The organism is Pedobacter superstes (assembly GCF_037622515.1).
Lineage (GTDB): Bacteria > Bacteroidota > Bacteroidia > Sphingobacteriales > Sphingobacteriaceae > Paradesertivirga > Paradesertivirga superstes.
Map to the genome: position 1 here is coordinate 34,748 of NZ_JBBJCN010000007.1, position 18,279 is coordinate 53,026.

Consider the following 18,279-nt stretch of genomic DNA (forward strand, 5'->3'; position numbering starts at 1 on the left):
AATCATGGCAGGAATTAAATTATCTCGCAGAGAGCGAATTAAACAAGGCATCAGAAAAAGATTGTCTGGTTCTGCTGAGCGTCCCCGTTTGTCAGTATACAGAAGCAATAAAGGTATTTACGCACAGATTATTGATGACATTTCTGGTAAAACATTAGTATCAGCATCATCTGCATCTAAAGATTTTTCTGGAAGCGGTGCTAAAATAGAACAATCAAAAGCAGTCGGTAAACTAGTTGCAGAGAAAGCAGTTGCAGCAGGAATTACCCAGGTGGTTTTCGATAGAAATGGTTATTTATACCATGGACGTGTTAAATCACTTGCAGAAGGTGCACGTGAAGGTGGTTTACAATTTTAAGGATTCACAGATTACAAGGATTTTACAATAGATTACACAGATTACTTTTTTAATCGGTGAAATCAAACAAATCAGTGGGATCACAAAAAATATAAAATGTCAACAATTAATATAAAAAGAGTTAAATCAAGCGAAATCGAATTAAAAGATCGCTTAGTAAGCATTCAGCGTGTAGCTAAAGTTACTAAAGGTGGTCGTACTTTCAGTTTCTCAGCAATCGTTGTGGTTGGAGATGAGAATGGGGTAGTAGGTTACGGACTTGGAAAAGCAAAAGAAGTTACTGAAGCAATTGCTAAAGGTATCGATGATGCAAAAAAGAATCTGGTAAAAGTTCCAATTATTAACGGAACTGTACCTCACGAACAATACGGAAAGTTTTCAGGTGGTTTTGTTTTCATTAAACCTGCATCTACAGGTACTGGTGTTATCGCCGGTGGTGCGATGCGTGCGGTTTTGGAAAGTGCTGGAGTTCATAACGTATTAGCAAAATCAAAAGGTTCATCTAACCCTCACAACGTGGTTAAAGCGACTATTTCAGCATTATCACAAATGCGTGATGCTTATACTGTGGCTCAACATCGTGGTGTGGAACTTTCAAAAGTTTTTAACGGATAATAACCATGGCGAAGATCAAAATAACACAGATAAAAAGCGTTATCGACAGAAGCGAGCGTCAGAAATTAACTATGCAGGCTCTTGGTTTGAAGAAAATTAACCACGCAGTTGAAGTAGAAGCTACCCCCGCAATTATCGGGATGGTAAGAAAAGTGAATCATTTAGTAGCAGTAGAAAGTATCTAATCATGAACTTAAGTAATTTAAAACCTGCAGAAGGTTCTACAAAAAATAGAAAACGTATCGGTAGAGGTACCGGTTCTGGCCGTGGTGGTACATCAACCCGCGGACATAAAGGAGCTGGTTCTCGTTCAGGTAAAAAAACAAAAATTGGTTTTGAAGGTGGTCAAATGCCTTTACAACGTCGCGTACCAAAGGTTGGATTTAAAAACATCAACCGCATTGATTATGTAGGTGTTAACCTGGATGTATTACAAGCTTTGGCGGAGAAATTTAGTTTAACAACTATCGACTTTGCTTCATTAAAAGAACACGGATTAATTTCGAAAAATGACCTGGTTAAGATTCTTGGCCGTGGAGAATTAAAAGCGAAATTAGATGTTTCTGCTCATGCTTTTACAGCTACGGCTCAAAAGGCTATTGAAGCAGCAGGTGGTGCAATTGTTAAATTATAATTAATGAAGAAGCTGTTCACTACACTTTCCAATATCTGGAAAATAGATGATTTAAGAGTGCGTATTTTAAACACACTCTTATTTCTTTTAATTTATCGTATAGGCTCATTTATCGTATTACCGGGTGTTAACCCTCTTGCACTTCAATCTCAGGGAAAAGAGGGAATCCTCGGCCTTCTGAATATGTTTGCTGGTGGTTCATTTTCTCGGGCGTCGATATTTGCCTTGGGTGTGATGCCTTACATTTCTGCATCTATTGTAGTTCAGTTGTTAGGAATTGCTGTTCCATATTTCCAGAAGATGCAAAAGGAGGGTGAAAGTGGTCGGAAAAAAATTACTCAGATTACCAGATACCTTACAGTTGCGATCACTTTGCTACAGTCAGTAGGATATGTTCGTACTCAGATACCTGCAGATGCCAAGATGATGTCAGACCCATTGTTTTCAATTGCCTGTATGTTCATCCTGACCGCAGGAACTCTGTTTGTTATGTGGCTGGGTGAGAAGATTACTGATAAGGGTATTGGAAATGGTATTTCACTGATCATTATGGTGGGTATTATAGCCCAGCTTCCTGGTAGTTTAGTTACTGAACTGCAATCCAGAATGGCTGGTCAGGGTGGTATTATTCCATTTATCGTGGAAATCGTAGCATTGTTTTTTGTTGTAATATTTACTATCCTGATAGTACAGGGGGTAAGACGGATCCCTGTTCAATACGCGAAAAAAATTGTAGGGAATAAACAATACGGAGGGGTACGTCAGTATATACCTCTTAAAGTGAATGCAGCAGGCGTTATGCCCATAATATTTGCACAGGCTATCATGTTTGTACCGGCTGGTATTGGCGGCTTTTTCCCTTCTTTACAAGGAGATTTTCTTGCGTCATTGAGTAATTATACGTCGTTAACATATAATCTAACCTTTGCCTTTCTTATAATCGCATTTACATTTTTCTATACAGCCATAACCGTTAATCCGGTACAAATGTCTGATGATATGAAAAAGAATGGTGGGTTTATTCCCGGGGTTAAACCTGGTAGAAGTACAGGTGATTATATAGACTCTGTAATTTCAAAGATTACTTTACCCGGTTCGGTTTTTCTTGCAATTATAGCAATTCTACCTTCGCTGGCTATTATCTTAGGTGTTAACAGTCAATTTGCACACTTCTTTGGCGGAACATCTTTATTGATTTTAGTAGGGGTTGTATTAGATACTTTGCAACAGATCGAAAGTCATTTATTAATGCGTCATTATGATGGATTAATGAAAACCGGCAGATTGAAGGGCCGTACTCCGGTAGCTTCAGGGTCTGTAATATAACTTTTTATCATGCCAAAAGTGTATTACAAAACGGATGAGGAGATTGAACTTATCAGACAAAGTTCCTTACTTGTATCCAAAACACTAGCAGAAGTAGCAAAGGTAATAGAACCCGGAGTTCGAACTATAGAGCTTAATAAACTAGCAGAAACCTACATCCGGGATAATCGAGGAGTGCCTGCATTCTTAAATTATAATGGCTTTCCGTATTCATTGTGCATTTCGCCCAATGAACAGGTTGTACACGGCTTTCCGGGCGATTATGCTCTGAAAGACGGAGATATAATTTCAGTCGATTGTGGTGTCATTTTAAATAAGTTTTTCGGTGATTCTGCTTATACTTTTGAAGTTGGTGAAGTTAGCGCGGAGATCAGAAACCTGTTAGAAGTGACGAAGGAATGTCTGAATCTTGGAGTAGAGAAGGCTGTAACTGGATTACGTGTAGGTGATATAAGCTATGCTGTTCAGGAACACGCTGAAAAGCATGGGTATGGCGTAGTAAAGGAGCTGGTGGGGCATGGGGTTGGTTTTAAGCTGCATGAGAAGCCTGAGGTTCCTAATTATGGCAAACGGGGATCCGGAATTAAACTTGAAGATGGAATGGTGCTTGCCATCGAGCCAATGATTAATATGGGCAGAGCCGGTGTTAAGTTTTGGAAGGATGGATGGACAGTGAGTTCAATAGACAATAAGCCCTCTGCTCATTTTGAACATACGGTTGCGATAAGAAAAGGAAAATCGGATGTTTTATCCACTTTTGATTTTATCGAAGAAGTTTTAAAACAAAAAAAATAAAATATTAAATTTTTTATTTAATTTTGCAACCCCAAATGTAGGGGCGTAAATAAATAGAAATCAATAAAATATGGCTAAACAAGCCTCTATTGAACAAGACGGTATTATAAAGGAAGCATTATCAAATGCAATGTTCCGTGTTGAGTTAGAAAATGGGCATGAAATAATTGCGCATATTTCGGGTAAAATGCGAATGCATTACATTAAAATTCTACCTGGAGATAAAGTAAAATTAGAAATGTCTCCTTATGATTTAACCAAAGGCAGAATTACTTATAGATATAAATAAGATACGAGATGAAAGTTAGAGCATCAATAAAGAAACGTAGCGCTGATTGCAAGATAATCCGCCGTAAGGGAAAACTTTACGTGATTAACAAAAAGAATCCAAAGTATAAACAGCGTCAGGGATAGAAATTTTGAAGGGCTGAAGGAATGGATGGTTTAATCATTCTTCATTCAAACCTCCAATCATTCAATTATTAAAAAAATATGGCAAGGATAGCAGGTATTGATTTACCAAGAAACAAAAGAGGAGAAATCGGACTTACCTACATTTTCGGTATAGGACGTACTACGGCTCAGAATATTTTAACTGAGGCTGGTATCGACTGGAATGTAAAAGTACAAGACTGGACCGATGAGCAATTAACAGCAATCCGTACAATCATCAACGATAGAATTAAAGTTGAAGGTGCTCTACGTTCTGAAGTTCAATTAAACATTAAACGTTTAATGGATATTGGATGTTACCGCGGGCTTCGTCATCGTAAGGGATTACCTGTACGCGGACAAAGAACCAAGAATAACACTCGTACCCGTAAAGGAAAACGTAAAACAGTTGCTAACAAAAAGAAGGCTACTAAATAATACCGATAAATAATGGCTAAGACTAAAAAAGTTACCAAAAAACGTGTTGTTGTTATTGAGCCAGTTGGTGAGGCACACATCAATGCTACGTTCAATAATATTATAGTAACGTTAACAAACCTTCAGGGACAGACCATTTCATGGTCATCTGCAGGAAAAATGGGTTTCAAAGGCTCTAAGAAAAATACTCCTTATGCAGCAGGTCAGGCAGCTTCCGATTGCGGAAAAGTTGCATTTGATTTAGGTTTGCGTAAAGTAGAAGTCTTTGTAAAAGGACCAGGTTCTGGTCGTGAATCCGCTATACGTACACTACAAACAACCGGAATTGAAGTAACAACTATTAAAGATATTACTCCGCTTCCCCACAATGGTTGTCGTCCTCCTAAAAGAAGAAGAGTTTAATTAATTATTTTAAAGATAAGATTCAGCGGCTGCGGGCCGCCTGATACTTTAAGTACACAAAATGGCTAGATATACCGGACCGAAGTCCAAAATCGCGCGTAAGTTCAAGGAACCAATTTTTGGTCCTGACAAGGCATTAGAAAGAAAAAATTATCCTCCTGGGATGCATGGCGTTTCAAAACGCAGAGGTAAAAAATCTGAGTATGCAGTTCAGTTGATGGAGAAACAAAAGGTGAAATACACTTATGGTGTGTTAGAGCGTCAGTTCGAAAACCTTTTTCACAAAGCATCTTCTAAAGAAGGTATTACCGGTGAAAATCTATTGAAATTTTTAGAAGCTCGTTTAGATAATGCTGTTTATCGTTTAGGTATTGCTCCTACACGTTCAGGTGCTCGCCAATTGGTTAGTCACAAGCATATCACTGTAAACGGAGAGCTAGTAAATATTCCTTCTTATTCTTTACGTGCTGGTGATGTTGTTGCCGTTCGTGAACGCTCTCAATCACTGGAAGCTATTACTAATTCAGTAGCTGGCCGAAGAATAAACAAACATAGTTGGTTAGAGTGGGATGCCAATAATTTAACAGGTAAATTCCTGAACTATCCAAACCGTGATGAGATTCCTGAAAATATTAAGGAAAACCTTATCGTCGAGTTATACTCTAAGTAATAAATTAAAGCTGCTCTGTTTAGAGCAGCTATTTACAGTTTAAAAAACATAACTGAACATAAATGGCAATATTAGCATTCCAGAAACCTGATAAAGTTATCATGCAGAAATCTACGGATTTCGACGGTACATTTGAATTTCGTCCGCTAGAACCAGGTTTCGGTATTACCATTGGTAATGCTTTACGTCGTATCCTTTTATCTTCTTTAGAAGGTTTCGCAATTACGTCTGTTCGTTTTTCAGGAGTTTCTCATGAATTTTCTACCATCAAAGGTGTTGTAGAAGATGTTACAGAAATTATCCTGAATCTTAAACAAGTTCGTTTCAAGAAATCTGAAGAAGCTGGCGATACTGAAAAGATATTTGTAATAATTAATGGTCAGGACCAATTCAAAGCTGGTGACATAACTCGCTTCTCGAATAACTTTACTGTTTTAAACCCTGATCATGTTGTATGCAACATGGATTCTTCGGTTACTCTTGAATTAGAGTTAACAGTTAGCAAGGGAAGAGGTTATATTCCTGCAGAAGAAAATAAAAGTGTTGACGGTCCTTTAGGTGTTATTGCTATAGATTCGATATTCACGCCTATTAAGAACGTTAAATACACTATTGAGAATTATCGTGTTGAGCAAAAAACTGACTATGAGAAGTTAGTGCTTGATATCACTACTGATGGTTCTATTCATCCTGAAGATGCTTTAAAAGAAGCTGCGAAGATTCTTATTCATCATTTCCTTCTATTCTCTGATGAAAATATTATGCTTGAAGCTCAGGCAAAAGAAGAGACAAAAGAGGTTGATGAAGAAATTCTTCACATGCGTAAGATCTTAAAAACTGAATTAGTTGATTTAGATCTTTCTGTACGTGCATTAAACTGTTTGAAAGCAGCTGACATCCGTACATTGGCCGATCTTGTTTCTTATGATGTTGCTGATATGTTAAAATTCAGAAACTTCGGTAAGAAATCATTAACTGAGATCCAGGATTTGGTTAAATCAAAAGGTCTTTCTTTTGGAATGAACCTTTCAAAATTCAAATTAGAAGAAGAATAAAATAAGCGATTTGCATAATTCCTCCCGATCGGCCAGCTGGTTGGGAACGGTATGCACGTGAAAAACGAGAAAAACAATGAGACACGGAAAAAAACACAACCATTTAGGACGTACTACCAGCCATCGCCGCGCGATGTTAGCTAACATGGCGTCATCGCTTATAGAACACAAGCGCATTACTACTACATTAGCTAAAGCAAAAGCTTTACGTGTTTATGTAGAACCACTGATAACTAAATCTAAAAATGATACAACGCATTCCCGTCGTGTGGTTTTTAGTTACCTTCAGAATAAAGAAGTATTAACCGAATTATTCCGTGATGTTGCAGCTAAGGTTGCTAATCGTCCGGGTGGTTATACTCGTATCATTAAATTAGAAAATCGTTTTGGCGATAACGCTGAAATGGCAATGATTGAACTTGTTGATTATAACACTACATATACAAGTGAAGCTCCTGCTCAGCCAGAGAAGAAAGCTACCCGTAGACGTGGTGGTTCTGGTAAAGCTAAAAAAGAAGCTGATGCTCCTGTTGCTGCAACTGAAGAATCAGCACCTGAAGCTTCTGCAGAAGTTGAGGCTCCTCAAGCTCCGGAAACTGATGCGGATTCTCAAGCAGAAGAAAAAGCTTAATATTATTTTGATCCAAAAAAAAGACCTTGTAAATTTTACAAGGTCTTTTTTTATGCTCGTTAATTTTGTTACCAAAGCTTATTTGGATAAACTTCATTTTCAATCAGATCGGCTATACTTTTCTGAACAATAGGTTTATCTTCTTTATAAGTAACTCCAAACCATTTTGAAGAAGTCGGGATTACTTTAAATTGGGCCTGTCCTGTCTTAACTAATTCTTCAGCCATTAATGGAATAAAGAATTCAGCTTTAGGGTTGTTTTCATTAGCCTCTACAAATCGTTTGAACATTGGTTCGGCAAGCCTGAAAATCGCTGGTGTGAAGCCCCAGAAATTCATTGAAGCACGTGCGTCGCTATCTAAAGGAGTAGTGTTACCATTATCATCTTCATAAACGATTACTCCATCTTTAGCGTAAACTTTTGTTCGCTCATTGATTTCCTCGAGGTTACCATCCGCTGAGACTTTGCAGATTCCGCGAGATACAGATCCGTAATCAGACAAAGTTTTATCAACTTCATAGCCCATTAAAGAGAAATAATCATCGCGAACTTCATTGTTTAAGAAATTAGCCATCTTTTCGAAAGCATCATATCCATAATAATCATCCGCATTAATTACGCAGAATGGCTCATTGATTTGATTGCTTGCTTCTAAGACCGCATGACCTGTTCCCCAGGGTTTTTGGCGTTCAATGGTTTTGTTAATACCATATTTTGTCAAATCATAGCTTTGAAACACATAATCAATTTCAACTTGCCCTTTAAGTTTAGGCTCGAAAATATTTTTAAAGCTCTCGTGAAATTCTTCTCTGATTATAAAGGTTACTTTTCCGAAGCCTGCTTTAATGGCATCGTGAATAGAATAATCAATAATAGTTTCATTGTTTGGACCAAATCCGTCCACCTGTTTCATGCTTCCATAACGGCTGGCCATTCCAGCGGCAAGTATTAGTAAAGTTGGTTTCATTCTGCTAAATTATAAATTCCTGTTTATTAAATAACTATTATTGAAAACCTAAAGGAAAATTTGAAAGATTTGTTTTATGCGAAAGCAAAAAGGCAGCGAGAATAATTATTCCGCTGCCTTTTCTTTGGGTCCTATGAATAAATATAAACGGCCCTTGTTATGGTTTATTTTATCAAGTGATAATTTATTTCACATTTCTAAAATCATGGTCAACCGTTACTGTTAATAAAGATTCATAAATCAAACGGATCACATTATCTACATCTTCTTTATGTACCATCTCTACAGTAGTGTGCATATACCTTAATGGTAATGAGATTAGGGCTGAAACAACTCCATCATTCGAATAAGCAAAAGCGTCAGTATCCGTTCCTGTCCAGCGTGACGATGCTTGTCTCTGGAAAGGGATCTGTGCCTGTTCTGCGGCTCTTATAAGCAACTTGTTTAAGTTCGTTTGCACTGAAGGCGCATAAGATACAACTGGTCCTTTTCCGCATGCTAAATCACCCTGAACTACTTTGTTAATCATCGGAGTCTGAGTGTCGTGGGTAACATCTGTAATTATTGCCAGGTTAGGTTTAATGCGGTTTGCTATCATTTCTGCTCCACGCAGTCCAACTTCCTCCTGAACAGCATTAACAATATATAATCCGAAAGGAAGAGTTTTATTGTTTTCTTTAAGAAGTCTGGCTACTTCGGCAATCATAAAGCCTCCAACACGGTTATCTAATGCTCTTCCCACATAATATCTGTTGTTAAGAACCATGAATTCATCTTCATAAGTAATTACGCAACCCACATGAATACCTAATGCTTCAACCTCTTCTTTTGTAGTGCAACCGCAATCCAGGAATATATTTTTTAATGTAGGCGCTTCTTCTTTTTCACCATTGCGTGTATGAATAGCCGGCCATCCAAAAACAGCTTTGACAATTCCCTTATCGGTATGAATATTTACACGTTTTGAAGGTGCAATCTGGTGATCAGATCCTCCGTTACGAATAACATAGATTAATCCATCTTTAGTAATGTAATTCACAAACCAGGAGATTTCGTCCGAATGAGCTTCAATTACAACTTTGTATTTTGCCTTTGGGTTAATAACAGCTACTGCAGTTCCATAATTATCAACATAATGTTCATCAATAAATGGTTTAATATATTCTAACCATAAACGTTGTCCTTCCCATTCAAACCCTGTTGGGGATGGGTTATTTATATATGTTTCTAAAAATTTCAGCGATTCTTCTGTTACTACAGGAATATGTTTTTTTTCTTCTTCTTTATCACTCATATGATTAATTCTTGCGAGGACACAAATATAATAAACCCGCTATAAGTCTGCGTTTTTATGATTATTAGATATAGGGATAATTTACTTTAGTAAGATATAGTCCACAAGCTGGTACAGAAGTGCCTGCATTTGAACGGTTCTTACTCCGGATGATAGTATGTATTTCATCAGGGCCGATTTTCCCCCGTCCGATATCAACCATGGTGCCAACTATTGCCCTTACCATATTTCTTAAAAATCGGTCCGCTGAAATATAGAATATAAGACCATCATTTACTTCTATCCATTCGGCCTGTGAAATTTTACAATTATTTGTAAAAACCTGGGTGTTAGATTTGCTGAAGCAGCTGAAGTCGGTATAATTTAAGAGATAAGCTGAGGCAATGTTCATAGTTTTAACATCCAGCCGATCTCTGATTAGCCATGAAAAATCATGCAAAAAAGGGTCTTTAGCATAATGGATATGATATTCATAAGACCGAAGAGTCGCATCGAACCTGGCATGAGATTGAGGAGGCATTTCAATGAAACGTTTAACCGAAATGTCAAACGGCAGAATAGAGTTTATACTTTGAATCGCTTTGTCCTGATTAAAACTGGAGATGTCGATTTCACAATGTGCGAAAAATTGAGAAGCATGTACTCCGGTATCGGTTCTTCCGCAGCCCAATGTCTCTATTTTTTGTCTGAAAAAAATGCCCAGCGCCTTATCTAATACTTCTTGTACAGTAAGGGCATTGGGTTGAATCTGCCAGCCATGATAATTAGTCCCTTTGTAAGAAAGCTCTATGAAATATTTTTTTCTTGTTGTCAATCTCCAAAGTTAATGATAGTCTCGTGATTGTTAGCTGAGCCGAAACACTTTTCTATATTTGCACATTATTTAACATTATGATACAACGTATTCAAACAATCTGGTTTTTTTTAGCGACTATAACTTTCTTTTCCCTGTTTTTATTCGCCTTTATTCATTTTAGCGAAAATGGTGTTGCAAAAGCCCTGAAAGTTACCGGTGTTTATGAAAATCGAGCCGGAGAGGTAGTCTCTACCCAGGATTTTTTAGCATTAACAATAGGAACCGTTTTAATAGGGATACTTCCTTTCGTTGCAATATTTCTTTTCAAGAACAGGAAAAGGCAGATTGGATTGGCTTACATTGCAATTGTATCTGTTCTTGGCCATTTTTTTTGGTTATATAAAACCACAAAAGAGGTTATCGGCGACTTTCAGCTTCAGCCCGAAAATTATGGAATCGGAATTTTTCTTCCCTCAATAACTATACTTTTACTGATTTTTGCAATAAAAGGAATCAGGAAAGATGAGAAGCTTATTAAATCAACGGAGCGCTTACGAGGCTAGCTGGTGGTTTTTAATTGCTTTTCATTTTACAAACAATCTCTAGAAAATTAAGCGTACCTTTGCGGCTTCCGGCAATTAAGCCGGATAATTTATTTTTATCATGAACCCATTTAGTACCTTGGGTATCCGTCATGATATTGTTAATGCCATAGCTGAATTGGGATTTGAAAATCCCACACCAATCCAGGAACAAGCAATCCCGGTATTACTTTCAGGCAGCAACGATTTTGTCGGATTAGCTCAAACAGGAACCGGTAAAACGGCAGCATTTGGCCTGCCTTTATTAGAATTACTGGACTTTGAAAAGAATTATCCTCAGGCACTTATTTTGTGTCCAACCCGCGAACTTTGTTTACAGATTACAAATGATCTGAACAATTATTCCAAAAATGTTAAAAATGTTAATGTAGTTGCCGTTTACGGTGGTGCTAATATTTCTGACCAGTTACGTCAAATCAGACGCGGTGTTCAGATTGTTGTAGCAACTCCGGGCCGTATGTTAGATATTATTAATCGTAAAGCGATTGATTTTTCAGAAGTACGTTATGTGGTTTTAGATGAAGCCGATGAAATGCTCAATATGGGCTTTCAGGAAGATATAGACCAGATTTTATCTACTACTCCGGAAGATAAAAAAACATGGTTGTTTTCAGCAACTATGCCTACAGAAGTAAGAAGGATTGCCAAAAAGTATATGGATAATCCATTCGAGCTCACCATGGGTACAAAAAATACCGGAAACGTAAATATCGATCACGAATACTATGTGGTGCGAGCCCGTGATAAATACGCAGCGTTTAAACGTATCGTTGATTTTAACCCGGAGATTTTTGGTATTGTTTTTTGCCGTACTAAAATTGAAACTCAGGATATTGCTGAATCTTTGATTAAAGACGGTTATAATGCTGATGCATTGCATGGTGACTTATCTCAGCAACAGCGTGATAAAGTCATGAAGCGTTATCGCGAGCGTAGTTTACAATTACTTATTGCTACAGATGTTGCAGCAAGAGGTATTGATGTAAATGACGTTACTCACGTAATTAATTATTCTTTACCTGATGAAATAGAAAACTATACCCACCGAAGCGGTCGTACAGCCCGTGCTGGCAAGTCGGGTGTTTCTATCTCCATCATCAACTCTAAAGAGGTAGGTAAAATAAGACAGATAGAACGTATCATTGGTAAGAAATTTACCAAAGTTGAAATTCCGGGTGGATTTGACGTTTGCGAGAAGCAACTATTTGCACTTGTACATAAAGTACATAATGTGGAAGTTAATGCAGAGCAAATCGAACAATACATTCCACGTATTATGGACGAGTTTAAGGATTTAAGTAAAGAAGAAGTAATAAAACGCTTCGCTTCACTTGAATTTAACCGTTTCCTGGATTATTACAAGAATGCTCCGGATTTAAATGCTCCGGTAGATGACCGTGGTGATCGTGGAGAGCGTGGGGAAAGGGGTGAAAGATCCGAACGTACAGGACGCTCGAGCAGTAACAGCGATTATACACGTTTCTTTATTAACCTTGGATCGGTGGATGATTTCACACGGGGTGATATGCTTGGTTTTATCTGTAATAATGGTAAAATAAGTGGGAAAGCTGTTGGTAAAATCGACTTAAAAGGTGTATTCACTTTCTTTGAAGTGGAAAATAGTTTGGCCGAACAAATTCAACAAAACTTTAAAGGGGTTGATTTTAATGGTCGTGATGTAAGAATTGAATTAGCAGGTGAACGTGAAGCCGGTGGCGGAAGAGAGCGCAGCGGAGGTTTCTCAGGCGGCGGTCGTCGTGATGGCGGCGGTAGCCGTGAACGTAGCAGCGGGGGTGGCGGTTTTCGCGACTTCTCAGGTAAACGCCGGGAAGAACGAAGCGGATCGGGTACAGGTGGTGCGCGCAGAGAAGGCGGAGAGCGAAGAAGACGTTCGTAATCAGACATAAAAAAGCCCGGCACTAGCCGGGTTTTTTTTTTAAGAGCTTAATTTTCTAAATAGACACGGTGCCCCATATCATTTTCGTAAAATTGTCTGTCGTACATATCCAGATAAACCGGTTCTCCATTAGGACCTTTAACATTATTCAATAGTCTGTCTTTAAGTTGAGAACCATACTGCGTTATTTTGTCTCCCCAATCTTTGGCGGAGTCCATAACGTTTCCACTCATTCGTGAAACCTCGTTTCGTTTATAATAAAGTATGGCAGTTGCCGCAGCTGCTCCGGCAACAATACCCCATAGTGTTGTATTCTTCATATTGTAGTGTTTGTATGAAGAACAACATTTGATCCTGCGGGTTTGAAAAAAATCAGGATAATTGTTCAGACAGTAATTTCATTTCAATAGCTGGCGAATGTTTCTCATAAAGAATGGCATAAACAGCCCTGCAGATTGGCATATGAACTTTATACGTTTTATTAATCTGGTGAAGGGAGTTTATAGCATAATAGCCTTCGGCAATCATGTTCATTTCCAATTGAGCAGATTTAACGGTATAACCTTTCCCAATCATATTACCGAACATCCGGTTACGGCTAAATTGAGAGTAAGCAGTCACCAGTAAATCTCCTAAATAGGCTGATTCTTTGATGTCCCGATTAATGGGATGTACAGTGTCGACAAAGTTTTTTATTTCACGTATAGCATTGGAAATTAATACTGCCTGGAAGTTGTCGCCATATCCAATACCGTTGCAGATACCGCTAGCCACGGCATAGATGTTTTTAAGAACAGCCGCGTACTCTGTTCCCCAAATATCATCAGAAACATTTGTTTTAATATAACGGGTGCTGATCATATTTGCAAATTGTGTGGCAAGCTTAACATCAAGGGATGCAATAGTAAGATAGGATAACTTTTCAAGTGCAACCTCTTCAGCATGACATGGCCCGCTAATAACAACCAGATCGTGTAGTGGAATTCCATAGGTGTGGTGCATAAACTCAGCAATAATCATATTATCCTCGGGCACAATTCCTTTAATAGCAGAGATGATTTTCTTCCCTTTTAAAGCATCCGGGCCTATATCATGCAAGGTAGCTTTTAAAAAGGCAGCCGGTATGTTCAGTAAAATCATATCGGCATTTGCTATAATTTCAATGATATTACTGCTTATATTTTCTTTTGGAACTCTGATTTCGACAGAGCTTAAATAATTGGGATTATGTTTATACTTCTTTAAATGCTCAATGCTGGCCTCATTACGCATCCACCAAAACACTTCTTTATCAGAAGAATTATCCAGGAGCATTTTTATATTTGCCGTTGCCCAGCTTCCTCCACCTATAACTGCTATTTTTGTAGCTTCGTTCATGTAATACTTAACAAGTAATGATTTTAACAGGAAACAAGTTTAAGAAAATATTAACAGAATCAACCTTACAAAGCTTTAATAAGAAGAATAGGCAATTGATAAAAGCTAGACCTGACGAAGATGTATTTTGTTAAAACTCCTTTCTTTTTGCGATGGATGTATCCCGGACTTGTTTGGAAAAAGCCATCTGCAAATAGCATATATATTACTTTTGACGACGGGCCTATACCCGAAGTAACACCTTTTGCACTTAAAGCCCTGGCCGAACACAATGCAAAAGCCACTTTTTTTTGCATAGGAGATAATGTAAGAAAGCATCCTGAGATTTATCAGGAAGTTATTAAAGCAGGCCATTCGGTCGGAAATCATACCTTTAACCATTTAAATGGTTGGAATACTGATGATGAAAAGTATCTTGAAAATATTGATGAATGTGCAGATTATGTAACATCTGATTTATTTAGGCCGCCTTACGGGAAAATCAAAAAATCGCAAATTATGAAGCTGAAAATTCTACGTCCCGAAATTAAAGTTATTATGTGGGATGTTTTGAGTGGAGATTTTGACCAGAATGTATCACCGGAAAAATGTTTAAAGAATCTGTTAAGTACAACAGTTCCGGGTTCTATAATTGTTTTTCACGATAGTTTAAAAGCATTTGACAGGTTGAAATATGTGTTGCCTAAGGCGCTAGATTATTGGAGTGACAGAGGCTTTTTGTTTAAGAACTTAAATTAATATACATCCACACCTTAGAATTTTTCTAAATAAAAATTGATATGATTTAGACAATATCTATTGGTCATTTTTTGTATTTTTGCCAAAATCTATCCTTATGGCTCATTTTTATTTATTAAAAGTTAGCTACAAAAGGAATTTGATATAGAAAAGGGTCAGAAAGTTTACAGTAATCATGCTGGTCGCGAAGAAGCGGAAAGAAAAACTGTAGGCAAAGCACTAACATTAACTTAAATCACCTTTATTCTCAGTTGTGGGAAGGAAAGGCTTGACAAGCTATGCCAAAAAGGTGCTTTTTAGGATGATTTTGTTCCTGGCCGTTTCGCAATGCAGTATGCGCAGGCTCTTATCGAGAAAATTAGCTGTACTGCGCTGTTAATAATACTGTTTTTTAACATTGAAAGCCTTTCTATAATTATATATGAACACTTATAAGGATTACATAAAAGAGATCGAAGAACGAGCAAGCCAGGGCCTTCATCCAAAGCCAATTGACGGTGCTGAATTATTAAGCGAAATTATTACGCAAATTAAAGATCCAGGTAACGCCTATCGCGAAGATTCTCTTAACTTTTTTATCTACAATACTTTACCAGGTACTACGAGTGCTGCTGGTGTGAAAGCTAAATTTTTAAAAGAAATCATTCTTGGTCAGTCTGTAGTAAACGAAATCACACCTGCTTTTGCATTTGAGTTATTATCTCACATGAAAGGCGGACCTTCTATTGAAGTTTTGTTAGATCTGGCATTAGGTGATGATGCCTCTATTGCAAAAGAAGCTGGAAACGTACTTAAAACACAAGTTTACCTTTATGACGCCGATGCAGATCGGTTAAAGGAGGCATTCAAAAACGGTAATGAAACAGCTAAAGAACTTATTGAAAGTTACGCTCAGGCCGAATTTTTCACCAAACTTCCTGAGATAGCTGAAGAAATTAAAATAGTAACTTTTATTGCTGGCGAAGGTGATATTTCGACTGATTTGCTTTCTCCGGGTAATCAGGCTCACTCCCGTTCAGATCGTGAATTGCACGGTAAATGCATGATTTCTCTTCAGGCACAAGCTGAAATTAAGGCATTGCAGGCACAGCATCCCGACAAGAGTGTGATGTTGATTGCTGAGAAAGGCACCATGGGTGTTGGTTCATCAAGAATGTCGGGCGTAAATAACGTGGCTCTTTGGACTGGTAAACAAGCAAGTCCATACATTCCGTTTGTAAATATCGCTCCAATTGTTGGAGGCACAAACGGCATATCTCCAATTTTCCTTACAACCGTTGATGTTACCGGTGGTATCGGCATTGACCTGAAAAACTGGGTGAAAAAGCTGGATGCAGAGGGAAACGTTGTTCGGAATGAAAAAGGTGAGCCAGTTCTTGAACAGACGTACTCTGTAGCTACTGGAACTGTTCTTACAATCAATACTAAAACGAAGAAACTTTACAATGGCGACCAAGAGCTGATTGACATCTCTAAGGCATTCACTCCTCAAAAGATGGAGTTCATCAAAGCTGGTGGCTCATACGCAATTGTATTTGGTAAAAAACTACAGACATTCGCTGCTAAGCTTCTGGAAATCGAAACTCCTCTTGTATTTGCTCCATCAAAAGAGATTTCTTATGAGGGACAAGGTCTTACAGCAGTAGAAAAAATATTTAATAGAAACGCTGTTGGCACGATTTCAGGCAAAGTGTTGCACGCTGGTTCGGATGTTCGTGTGCAGGTTAACATAGTAGGTTCTCAGGATACTACTGGTTTGATGACCGCTCAGGAATTGGAGTCTATGGCTGCTACAGTAATTTCGCCAATAGTTGATGGTGCATATCAATCAGGTTGCCATACTGCTTCAGTATGGGATAAAAAAGCTCAGGCAAATATTCCAAAACTGATGAAATTCATGAACGACTTCGGTTTGATCACTGCTCGTGATCCGAAAGGCGTTTATCACTCGATGACGGATGTAATTCACAAGGTTCTTAATGATATTGTTGTGGATGAGTGGGCTATCATCATCGGTGGCGACTCGCATACGAGAATGTCTAAAGGTGTTGCTTTTGGTGCCGACTCAGGGACTGTTGCTTTGGCTCTTGCTACTGGCGAGGCTTCTATGCCAATTCCTGAATCTGTGAAAGTAACGTTCCAGGGAGAAATGAAAAGTTACATGGATTTCCGTGATGTTGTTCACGCAACACAAGCTCAGATGCTTCAGAAATTTGGTGGCGAGAATGTTTTCCAGGGTAGAATCATTGAGGTGCACATTGGAACGCTTACAGCTGATCAGGCATTTACCTTTACCGACTGGACTGCAGAGATGAAGGCAAAAGCTTCCATCTGTATTTCTGAAGATGACACGTTGATCGAATCATTGGAAATTGCGAAGGGTAGAATCCAGATCATGATCGATAAGGGAATGGACAACGAGAAGCAAGTTCTTCAGGGATTGATCAATAAAGCAGATAAGAGAATTGCGGAAATTAAATCTGGTGAAAAACCAGCGCTTACTCCAGATGCAAATGCGAAGTATTATGCTGACCTGGTTGTTGATCTTGATCTGATTGTAGAACCAATGATTGCTGACCCGGATGTGAACAACACTGATGTTTCTAAACGATATACTCACGATACAATCAGACCGCTATCTTTTTATGGTGGAGATAAAAAAGTAGATCTTGGATTTATCGGCTCCTGTATGGTTCACAAAGGAGATATGAAGATTCTTGCTCAAATGCTTAAAAACATCGAAGAACAACAAGGTAAGGTAGTGTTTCAAGCTCCTCTTGTAGTAGCTCCGCCTACTTATAATATTGTAGATGAGTTGAAGGCTGAAGGCGACTGGGATGTTTTACAGAAATACGCGGGTTTCGAATTTGACGATAATGCCCCTAAAGGTGCGGCACGTACCGAATACGAAAAGATGTTGTACCTCGAGCGTCCGGGATGTAACCTTTGTATGGGTAACCAGGAAAAAGCAGCTAAAGGAGATACCGTAATGGCAACTTCGACACGTCTTTTCCAGGGAAGAGTGGTGGAAGATACTGAGGGTAAAAAAGGAGAATCTTTGCTTTCGTCTACGCCGGTTGTGGTTCTTTCTACAATACTTGGCAGAACTCCTACAATTGATGAATATAGAACAGCGGTAGAAGGTATCAACCTTACTAAGTTTGCACCTTCCCACAAGGAGTTAGTAAACTAAATTTAGTATACATCAGGTGAGAGCCTGAGTATAATATCTCCAAAACCATTCTGAAAAA

At 38.3% G+C, this 18,279-nt stretch carries 22 protein-coding genes; 17 read left to right on the plus strand and 5 right to left on the minus strand.

All coding sequences use genetic code 11. The annotated features are described in order from the left end of the window. Nucleotides 1–4: 4 nt before the first annotated feature. The 13 genes from rplR to rplQ all read left to right on the plus strand — a co-directional run bounded on the left by rplR (nt 5) and on the right by rplQ (nt 7,356). Nucleotides 5–358 carry a 50S ribosomal protein L18 gene (rplR, locus tag WG906_RS16590; RefSeq protein ID WP_339993964.1) on the plus strand — a complete coding sequence of 118 codons (354 nt, stop codon included), beginning with the start codon at nt 5–7 and terminating at the stop codon, nt 356–358. 96 nt (nt 359–454) lie between these two features. Then, complete coding sequence (rpsE, locus tag WG906_RS16595) at nt 455–973, plus strand: 30S ribosomal protein S5 (protein ID WP_431844488.1); 519 nt, start codon at nt 455–457, stop codon at nt 971–973. A 5-nt stretch (nt 974–978) separates the two neighbouring features. Further along, a complete protein-coding gene (rpmD, locus tag WG906_RS16600) occupies nt 979–1,158 on the plus strand; it encodes a 50S ribosomal protein L30 (RefSeq protein ID WP_339993965.1) in 180 nt (59 codons plus the stop codon). A gap of 2 nt (nt 1,159–1,160) precedes the next feature. After that, complete coding sequence (gene rplO, locus WG906_RS16605) at nt 1,161–1,607, plus strand: 50S ribosomal protein L15 (RefSeq protein ID WP_339993966.1); 447 nt, start codon at nt 1,161–1,163, stop codon at nt 1,605–1,607. Nucleotides 1,608–1,610: 3 nt separating this feature from the next. After that, on the plus strand, nt 1,611–2,933 hold the full coding sequence (gene secY, locus WG906_RS16610) for a preprotein translocase subunit SecY (protein WP_339993967.1): 1,323 nt from the start codon (nt 1,611–1,613) through the stop codon (nt 2,931–2,933). A 9-nt stretch (nt 2,934–2,942) separates the two neighbouring features. After that, on the plus strand, nt 2,943–3,728 hold the full coding sequence (gene map / locus WG906_RS16615) for a type I methionyl aminopeptidase (protein ID WP_339993968.1): 786 nt from the start codon (nt 2,943–2,945) through the stop codon (nt 3,726–3,728). 70 nt (nt 3,729–3,798) lie between these two features. Next, a complete protein-coding gene (gene infA, locus WG906_RS16620) occupies nt 3,799–4,017 on the plus strand; it encodes a translation initiation factor IF-1 (RefSeq protein WP_021071231.1) in 219 nt (72 codons plus the stop codon). Nucleotides 4,018–4,025: 8 nt separating this feature from the next. Next, the gene (gene rpmJ / locus WG906_RS16625; RefSeq protein ID WP_008506259.1) at nt 4,026–4,142 is read left to right on the plus strand and encodes a 50S ribosomal protein L36; all 117 of its coding nucleotides are present in this window, start codon (nt 4,026–4,028) and stop codon (nt 4,140–4,142) included. A gap of 78 nt (nt 4,143–4,220) precedes the next feature. After that, on the plus strand, nt 4,221–4,598 hold the full coding sequence (gene rpsM / locus WG906_RS16630; RefSeq protein WP_255903589.1) for a 30S ribosomal protein S13: 378 nt from the start codon (nt 4,221–4,223) through the stop codon (nt 4,596–4,598). 12 nt (nt 4,599–4,610) lie between these two features. Further along, complete coding sequence (gene rpsK, locus WG906_RS16635; RefSeq protein ID WP_339993969.1) at nt 4,611–5,000, plus strand: 30S ribosomal protein S11; 390 nt, start codon at nt 4,611–4,613, stop codon at nt 4,998–5,000. 61 nt (nt 5,001–5,061) lie between these two features. Continuing rightward, complete coding sequence (gene rpsD, locus WG906_RS16640) at nt 5,062–5,670, plus strand: 30S ribosomal protein S4 (RefSeq protein ID WP_339993970.1); 609 nt, start codon at nt 5,062–5,064, stop codon at nt 5,668–5,670. A 62-nt stretch (nt 5,671–5,732) separates the two neighbouring features. Then, nucleotides 5,733–6,725 (plus strand): DNA-directed RNA polymerase subunit alpha, encoded by a 993-nt coding sequence (locus WG906_RS16645; RefSeq protein WP_339993971.1) that lies wholly within the window; start codon nt 5,733–5,735, stop codon nt 6,723–6,725. Between the two features lie 76 nt (nt 6,726–6,801). Then, nucleotides 6,802–7,356 carry a 50S ribosomal protein L17 gene (rplQ, locus tag WG906_RS16650; RefSeq protein WP_339993972.1) on the plus strand — a complete coding sequence of 185 codons (555 nt, stop codon included), beginning with the start codon at nt 6,802–6,804 and terminating at the stop codon, nt 7,354–7,356. A 68-nt stretch (nt 7,357–7,424) separates the two neighbouring features. Here the strand turns inward: rplQ and WG906_RS16655 are convergent, their stop codons facing one another. From WG906_RS16655 to truA, 3 genes are all read right to left on the minus strand, one after another. Next, nucleotides 7,425–8,324 carry a nucleotidyltransferase family protein gene (locus tag WG906_RS16655; protein ID WP_339993973.1) on the minus strand — a complete coding sequence of 300 codons (900 nt, stop codon included), beginning with the start codon at nt 8,322–8,324 and terminating at the stop codon, nt 7,425–7,427. 184 nt (nt 8,325–8,508) lie between these two features. Continuing rightward, nucleotides 8,509–9,618, minus strand: coding sequence for a M42 family metallopeptidase (locus WG906_RS16660; protein ID WP_339993974.1), 1,110 nt, complete (start codon nt 9,616–9,618; stop codon nt 8,509–8,511). A 64-nt stretch (nt 9,619–9,682) separates the two neighbouring features. Further along, nucleotides 9,683–10,432 carry a tRNA pseudouridine(38-40) synthase TruA gene (gene truA, locus WG906_RS16665; protein WP_339993975.1) on the minus strand — a complete coding sequence of 250 codons (750 nt, stop codon included), beginning with the start codon at nt 10,430–10,432 and terminating at the stop codon, nt 9,683–9,685. Nucleotides 10,433–10,509: 77 nt separating this feature from the next. Here truA and WG906_RS16670 point away from each other — a divergent pair, with 77 nt between their 5' ends. After that, a complete protein-coding gene (locus tag WG906_RS16670) occupies nt 10,510–10,977 on the plus strand; it encodes a DUF4293 domain-containing protein (RefSeq protein ID WP_339993976.1) in 468 nt (155 codons plus the stop codon). Nucleotides 10,978–11,077: 100 nt separating this feature from the next. Continuing rightward, nucleotides 11,078–12,913 carry a DEAD/DEAH box helicase gene (locus tag WG906_RS16675; RefSeq protein ID WP_339993977.1) on the plus strand — a complete coding sequence of 612 codons (1,836 nt, stop codon included), beginning with the start codon at nt 11,078–11,080 and terminating at the stop codon, nt 12,911–12,913. A gap of 47 nt (nt 12,914–12,960) precedes the next feature. Here WG906_RS16675 and WG906_RS16680 read toward each other — a convergent pair whose 3' ends face one another. Both WG906_RS16680 and WG906_RS16685 read right to left on the minus strand, forming a co-directional pair. Beyond that, nucleotides 12,961–13,233 (minus strand): hypothetical protein, encoded by a 273-nt coding sequence (locus WG906_RS16680; protein ID WP_339993978.1) that lies wholly within the window; start codon nt 13,231–13,233, stop codon nt 12,961–12,963. A 52-nt stretch (nt 13,234–13,285) separates the two neighbouring features. Then, a complete protein-coding gene (locus WG906_RS16685; RefSeq protein WP_339993979.1) occupies nt 13,286–14,290 on the minus strand; it encodes an NAD(P)H-dependent glycerol-3-phosphate dehydrogenase in 1,005 nt (334 codons plus the stop codon). Between the two features lie 120 nt (nt 14,291–14,410). Here WG906_RS16685 and WG906_RS16690 point away from each other — a divergent pair, with 120 nt between their 5' ends. Both WG906_RS16690 and WG906_RS16695 read left to right on the plus strand, forming a co-directional pair. After that, the gene (locus WG906_RS16690) at nt 14,411–15,028 is read left to right on the plus strand and encodes a polysaccharide deacetylase family protein (RefSeq protein WP_339993980.1); all 618 of its coding nucleotides are present in this window, start codon (nt 14,411–14,413) and stop codon (nt 15,026–15,028) included. A gap of 421 nt (nt 15,029–15,449) precedes the next feature. After that, on the plus strand, nt 15,450–18,221 hold the full coding sequence (locus WG906_RS16695; protein WP_339993981.1) for a bifunctional aconitate hydratase 2/2-methylisocitrate dehydratase: 2,772 nt from the start codon (nt 15,450–15,452) through the stop codon (nt 18,219–18,221). The last annotated feature ends 58 nt before the right edge of the window (nt 18,222–18,279 follow it).